The following is a 7,290-nucleotide window of genomic DNA, read 5'->3' as shown; positions in this document are numbered from 1 at the left end:
TCGGCCAACCTTAATGATAGTAGTATGAATATCGCTTGGATATTTCCAGGTGGTCTGGGATTGCAAAGAGATTATTACCTAGATCAAGATGAAAAATCTAAAGAAATAAGACAGCAGTACCTAAATCATATCACCAGAATGTTAACCTTTATTGGTTATGATGATGCCAAAGCAAAGTCGGCTGCAAAGAAGGTCCTTGAAATGGAAACCAAATTGGCCGAGCCAAGATTGGATAAAGTGGCCATGAGAGATGCGCGTAATTATAACAATCCAACGTCGCTTGAAGATTTGCAAAAAATGACTTCGACAATCAATTGGCAGAAAATGATTGACGATTTAGGCATCGAAAAAAAGATTGAAACTGTAAATGTCATGCAACCAAAATATATGGCTGCTTTACAAAACTTCTTAAAACAAACACCAATTGATGATGTAAAAACCTTAATGGTTTGGAGTACGCTTAATGGTTCTGCCAATTATTTGACCACAGAAATTGAAAAAGCCAATTGGGATTTTTATGAAAAAACACTCAATGGTACACAAAAACAACGTCCAGCAGAAGAACGTGCTTTAGGTACGGTTAATAGTGCTGTTGGTGAGGCAATTGGAAAGCTTTATGTAGAAGCAAAATTTCCACCAGAAGCCAAAGCCAAAGCTGAAGAAATGATTGCCGATGTGATTGAAGCGTTTAAGGGCAGAATTTCAAAATTGGATTGGATGACTGAGGAAACCAAGATAAAAGCCATTGAAAAATTGGATAAATTTACGGTTAAAATTGCTTATCCGGATGAGTGGGAAGATTATTCAAAACTACAAATAAAAGATGGTAACAGTTATGCCCAAAATATGATGGCAGTAAGCCATTGGGCAAGAGATAAAAACTTGGCTGACATAAATGAGCCAGTTGATAGAAAAAAATGGGGCATGTCACCACAAACGGTAAATGCTTATTTTAATCCGCGAAATAATGAAATTGTTTTTCCTGCAGCTATTTTACAACCACCATTTTATAATTATGCTGCCGATGATGCCGTGAATTATGGTGGTATTGGCGCTGTGATTGGTCATGAAATTTCACATGCTTTTGATGATTCTGGGGCACGTTTTGATGGTGATGGAAACTTAAAAAATTGGTGGACCGACCAGGACTTAGTGGAGTTTACAAAACGTGGCGATGCCTTGGCAGAGCAGTACAGTAATATTGAGGTATTGGATGGTGTTTTTATTAATGGTAAATTTACTTTAGGTGAAAATATTGGTGATCTTGGAGGTGTTCTTGGTGCTTATGACGGATTGCAGTTGCATTTCAAAAAACATGGACGACCAGGAAATATCGACGGCTTTACTCCAGAACAGCGTTTCTTTATGAGTTGGGCTACGGTTTGGAGAACCTTATCCAGAGAAGATGCGTTAAGGACCCAGATTAAAACAGATCCGCATTCTCCGGGAATCCAGAGAGCAACACAGCCTTTAAAAAATATTGATGCGTTTTATGAGGCTTTTGATATCAAGGAAGGCGACCCAATGTACTTGGCACCAGAAAAACGTGTGAGAATTTGGTAATATAATATTCCGAAGTTATCTATAAATAAAGCAGTCTGTTTTTAATACAGACTGCTTTTTTGTTTAAGGGAAAATAGATCTCTTATTCTTCTCCCTTTTTTCGAGTTAATAAGGCATCTTTAGCAATTCGTGCCATATTAAAATTAGGATCGATGGCCAAAGCACGATTTAAAGTGGCTAAGGCAATTTCTTGATTTTCATCTCTATCTTCACTAAAGGTTGCAATTGCTTTTAAGTATAAAAATCCAGCTTTTAACGAGGTTTGATAAGGCTGTTGCGTTTCAAAATAAGTACGTCGCATATCGTCTGTAACATTGGCCAAACCGTATTCAATTTTTTCTTGCGCTCCTTGTAAATCATTGGTTTGTAGCATTAAATCGGCCAATTCATAAGCTACTACGGCACCAGGTTGTTTTTTGTAAAGGATATTATAAAATTCAAGAGCACGCTCATACTCGCCCAAAGATTTTAGGGCAATGGCTTTGATTTCGGTATTCAGATCAGAATCGGTAGTGTTTTTTTCAAATCCAATAGTATTTAAAGCTTCCATATTACGACCTTCGGAAACATAAATATAAGCCAATGTATCTTTTCTGGCCTGACTTGGTGCCAACACATCCAAGTGTGTCATAGCATTGATGACCCCTTGAATGTCACCTTGCTTTTTCATCTGTTCGTAATATTTTTGAAAGTGTTTTTGAAGTTCTGTTTTTGTCTGGGCAGTGAGATTTAAAGAACTCATGACGACAATAGCTAATATAATTTTTTTCATTTTAAATAGAATATTCTTGCCTTTAAATCAGGGCATTATTTTTGTTAATTGCGCCAAATCTATAAAAATAAATAAAACAAACTCTTAAAAACGTGCTAATTGTTAGAGTTTCTGTTTAAAGACATAATTTAACGTCCGATTGACTTTTTCCGTTGCGATAATTTTTCCTTTGCTGGGCATATTGTGGTCAAAGTACGGCAGTGGTAAATTATGTATTTCGCAAAGTGATGTATAATAGGCTTCCCGCAAAGGATGCTGAGGTGCAACGGCATTAAAATCGGTATTCCAATGCTCATCGTGAATAATTATTTTTATAATTCCAATACAATCATCACGATGAATTAAATTGATCGGGCCTTCTGGGTTTTTGATATTTTTTTTACCTGATAGAAATTTTTCCGGAGATCTATCTTCGCCAATTAAACCACCAAATCGCAGAATGGTGGTTTCAAAATTAGGATTTGATCTGAAAATCTGCTCCGCACCAATGAGTTGTCTAGCTGATTCGGATTGACCATTTAGAGCACTTTTTTCGGTGATCATTGACATGTTGAAATCATCTTCATAAACAGAAGTAGAACTTATATAAAGCACTTTTTTTATATCAGAACTTTCAATGTGCTTACAGAGTAAATCCATCTGTTTTACAAAATTTGTTTCTGGATTTTTACGTAATCCGGGCGGAATGTTGATGATTAAAATCTCTGAATTTTTTAAACAGTCTTCAATGGCACCGGTAATGTTTTCTTCGGAAATAGAAATTATAAACGGCATAATTCCTACTGTTTTTAGGGTTTCTATTTTGCTCAGAGATCGTGTAGAACCCTTCACAATATGTCCGTTTTTGACCAAATCTTTAGCAAGAGACAAGCCTAACCATCCACAACCAATCACACTGATGTGTTTATTCAAAATTGATGCTTTTTTTTATGATTATAGCGTCGTTTAGTACAAATGGTTTCGGAATCATCGTGTTTGGGCGTTTTTTGATATCAAACAAATCATGGTCCACAAGGTCAAAAGAGACTTCAAAGACTTCAAAAGTGGTGTTTTGCGACGTTGGAACGGAAAAATTCAGTTCAATTGGCTTTTGTTCTGTCACCATAAAACTGAACAATCGATTTTTGCTACGGTCATTGAATACCGTTTGTTCACCGTCCTTCTTTTTAATTTCCATTCCGTTGATGTTAAAGGAAAGAAAAGCGTTGCTAGCATCAGAATAAAACTCCAAGGTATTTATTTTTCGTTGTGGCGTGAGCAAGACTTTAATATGTCGTATATCATCAATAATGGTGTCTTGTTGTTTGTCCACAGCTATAGGGTTTATAGCTTTGATTTCGGCGGTTTTGCTATACGTTAATGCTGTACCGTATTTACTGTCAAAACTAATAGTTGAAGTATCAAAAATATCTGGCGAATCGGTGAGTTGGCTTTTGGTCCAATCGTCGAGTAACTTGTCATAAGTTGCCCAAACTGCTGTGTTATTATCAGCATCATATAAATAGATCAAGCTGTTTGGTTTTGGTCGTTCTTCATTAAAACCAGATTTAAGATGTGCCGCAGTAAACAATCCGAAAGCAATAATGAACAGCAAATAAGCCCATCGGTTTTTATATCTTGAAAATCCAAATACAGAGATACACAATGAAAACATAATAGACACCAATAACGTTGTGGCAATAATGGTTTTAAGTCCAAGGCCTACTGGGAACATGACGATAAATGGTGACATAATTGTGAGTAATGGAACTAATAACAGAGCCATCAAAATAATGTTCGGATGTTTTTGTCTTAATAATACAAAAAGACTGATCAATCCAAAATACACCGGAATGATAAAAAAACTTGCACCTTCAAGTTTAAACGCGATAACACCACATATAATGAGCCATAGGAGCAACGGTGGAACGGTTAAACTTGCCGTGTTTTCAGGCTTATAAACTTTGTTGTAAAGCCACATGCAGACGGCTGTTGAAAATAAGGCAAATGCCCAAATATAAAGATGGCCGTTGTATGGAAAACCATGTAGGATTTCTCCATATTGCGGATAAATGAGCACTAGCAATTTCCAGCCAAAATAACCAACTATACCGTTGATGAGCAAAGCGCCAATTCCCGGAAGGAAACCGAAAGCCATTTGTTTTGAATCGAGTTTTCTTGTTTTAAGACCATAAAAAACCAGACCAAAAAATATTAAGATGGCAAAAAGGAGCATGGGCATAATCCAAGCGTTGGGATAACTGATCATTTTAAAAAGTGGGACGTTAAAATAAACGGAATCTTCGTCGCTTTTTAAAGCATGCAAATCAGCATCCGAAAAATAGGTGAGTAAAGGCATCAAATAACTGCCCTGGTGTTCTAAAGTATTTCTGTCCAATCGGTCATAAGTATCTAAAGCCGTGTGGTAATCAAAATGATCGTCAATAAACGCAAAATTCAATCCGTCAATATCGCCATCTTCCCTGAAATAAGTGAGGTCGGTATCGTTGGGCAACATTTTATAGATGCTATACGCCAAAGAATTTGCTACGGGATAATCAGGATTTGCTTTTTTAAATCCGTTGATAATATTTTGATTGCCATGATTGGTTTCAATAAGCATATAACTTGGGCCACCACTTCCGCGCGCTTCAAAATTCAATACGAGTCCGACGTCTTTTGCCCAAGGATGTTGATTGACAAATATATCGGCACCGTTTAAACCTAATTCTTCAGCATCTGAAAAAAGGATGATAATATCGTTTTTAGGCGTTTTGCCTTCACTTAAAAAAGCACGCAAACCTTCTAAAATAGTGACCACGCCCGAACCGGCATCACTCGCACCGTAAGACGCATGCGATTTGCTGTCATAATGCGAAAGGAGCATTAAAGCTTTGGAGTTGTCAGATCCTTTTATTCTGGCCAAAATATTTTTGGGTTTCACGATGCTTCCCCATTTTTTATTTTGGCTATAAGCTTCTTGAATTTGAGTTTCTAAGCCTAAATCATTCAGTGCTTTTATCAAATAATTTTTAACGACTTCATGTTCATCGGAACCGACATAATGTGGTTTTTGGGAGATGTTTTTGAGATGTACCAAAGCGCGTTCGGAAGAGAAGGCCGTAGGTGGTGTATTTAGATCTGAAATATGTGTTGGCAACAGCGAAAAGAAACTCCAATAAATGGTTAAAATAATGAGAATGGCGGCAATGGCTTTTTTAAACATGGGAATAGTGTTAGTTGGTAACTTAAAACTACAAAATTAAATTGATGAAAATACATGTTAGTTTAAATGAAGTTTTTTTTATAACTTTAAAGCTCACTAAATAAATAAGTTATGGCTATAAAGAGTTTTCAGGGCGCACGAAAACCGCAACAAAAAGCTATGGAGCAGTTGCCGTTTAGAGTGTGTGATTTTATGAGCAGAGATTTGATCACATTTAGAACTGATCAAAAAATAGTGGAAGTCGTAGAAATTTTGATTAAACACAACATTTCAGGCGGGCCAGTAGTTAATGAAAATAACGAATTGGTGGGCATTATTTCGGAAGGCGATTGTTTAAAACAGATCAGTGAAAGCAGGTATTATAATATGCCCATAGACAATGATACGGTAGAGCAGCGGATGATGAAAAACGTGGATACTTTAGACGGCAACATGAATGTTTTTGACGCTGCCAATGTGTTTTTAGAATCTAAACACCGCCGATTCCCTATTCTGGAAGATGGAAAGTTGGTGGGACAAATAAGCCAAAGAGACGTTTTAAAAGCAGCTTTGGAAATGAAGGGGCAAAATTGGAATTCGACGGTGAAGTAAACGAATGGATTATTTAACAAAAAGCCTAATTGGATCCGGTATTATCAGCCTTATGGCCATTATTGGCTATTTATATACACCAAAATCGAGAAGTGCTTTTGGATACAAAAGCCCAATGTCATTAAAAAACGATACGACTTGGAATTATGCCAATAATTTGTCCAAGAAGTTATTTGTTGGCGTTGTAATCCTTTTTGTGGTAATTGAAATTGTTCTCTATAGTTATCTGCATGAAGACCAGCTGGCTTACAAATATTCTTTCTTTTCTTTGACGATACTCTCGCTTTTAATAATTCCTGTTGTAGAAATTATGCTGCGTCTTAAATTTTGTAAGAATGGAAAAATTAGAAAATGAAGCTATTTCAGATTTTGGTACTAAGTTGGTGGTTTTGATAAAAAAGATTGCGGTTTAAAATGTTGAAAGTAGATGTCAATGGCGTTGGATAAGTTTTACTGTTGGCGGTTATATAGCGAAAATCTATGATATTTAAACCTATCATTCCAAGTGAATTTTACTATTTTTGATATATCAAGACTGAAATGAAAGTATAACACTTTGTCCAAAAAAACAAAAAGCAAAAATTGTTGCTAAAATCCTTATCGGAAGAGATGAAAGTACGTTTTGAAATTGATAAAACTAGTGACATTGCTAGATTACAGAAAAGGAATTTATTGCAAAAATTGATAAATCTATTACACAAGTAGATTCTGATAAAACAAAAAAGATTTTAAAAGTGCCTTTCATCGGGCAGGAAGAAGAATTGCTTAAGAAAAGAAAAATCAAGTATCATTATCTGGTCTTTAAAAACTATAAATTGATATATTCAGTTGACGAACAAAAAGGATTTATAAAGATTGCTGATGTTTTTGACACGCGACAAAATCCAGCGAAAATGAATCGGATTGAATAAAATCAGTTTTATTAGAACAGTGCATGATGACACACGCACAGCTCAAAAATATATGGAGTGCACGGCCTGCTATTGATTTCTCGTCATAATCAAAAAATATTCACCCCTCCCGTTTCACCAACGCATAAAAATCGCCTTCCAGTGGTAAATACCCTTGATTGTACACAAAATAATACACAGTACCTGCTTTTGTAGTGTAAATACTGGTAAAATAGTTGAAATCAAATCCTTTTTCGATCAGTTTTGCG

Annotated in this window: 6 protein-coding genes; 3 read left to right on the top strand and 3 right to left on the bottom strand. The window is 35.9% G+C overall.

From position 1 onward, the window contains the following. Positions 1-1,563 (top strand): M13 family metallopeptidase (locus VNJ50_RS12815; protein ID WP_325582533.1); only part of this gene is annotated, 1,563 nt, incomplete at its 5' end. An 82-nt stretch (positions 1,564-1,645) separates the two neighbouring features. Here the strand turns inward: VNJ50_RS12815 and VNJ50_RS12810 are convergent. The 3 genes from VNJ50_RS12810 to VNJ50_RS12800 form a co-directional block, all read right to left on the bottom strand. Beyond that, complete coding sequence (locus VNJ50_RS12810) at positions 1,646-2,335, bottom strand: hypothetical protein (protein WP_325582531.1); 690 nt, start codon at positions 2,333-2,335, stop codon at positions 1,646-1,648. Between the two features lie 102 nt (positions 2,336-2,437). Beyond that, complete coding sequence (locus VNJ50_RS12805; RefSeq protein ID WP_325582529.1) at positions 2,438-3,247, bottom strand: NAD(P)H-binding protein; 810 nt, start codon at positions 3,245-3,247, stop codon at positions 2,438-2,440. Continuing rightward, complete coding sequence (locus VNJ50_RS12800; protein ID WP_325582527.1) at positions 3,240-5,540, bottom strand: M28 family peptidase; 2,301 nt, start codon at positions 5,538-5,540, stop codon at positions 3,240-3,242. Before VNJ50_RS12800 ends, VNJ50_RS12805 begins: the two co-directional genes overlap by 8 nt. A gap of 111 nt (positions 5,541-5,651) precedes the next feature. Between VNJ50_RS12800 and VNJ50_RS12795 the strand changes: the two genes are divergently transcribed. Both VNJ50_RS12795 and VNJ50_RS12790 read left to right on the top strand, forming a co-directional pair. Next, complete coding sequence (locus VNJ50_RS12795; RefSeq protein ID WP_325582525.1) at positions 5,652-6,131, top strand: CBS domain-containing protein; 480 nt, start codon at positions 5,652-5,654, stop codon at positions 6,129-6,131. A 4-nt stretch (positions 6,132-6,135) separates the two neighbouring features. Then, complete coding sequence (locus VNJ50_RS12790; RefSeq protein WP_325582523.1) at positions 6,136-6,486, top strand: SdpI family protein; 351 nt, start codon at positions 6,136-6,138, stop codon at positions 6,484-6,486. Positions 6,487-7,290 lie beyond the last annotated feature (804 nt).

Source organism: Gelidibacter sp. (genome assembly GCF_035577925.1).
Classification (GTDB): Bacteria; Bacteroidota; Bacteroidia; order Flavobacteriales; family Flavobacteriaceae; genus Gelidibacter.
The sequence above is the reverse complement of the archived record's forward strand: the minus strand, read 5'-3'. Positions and strand labels throughout refer to the sequence as shown.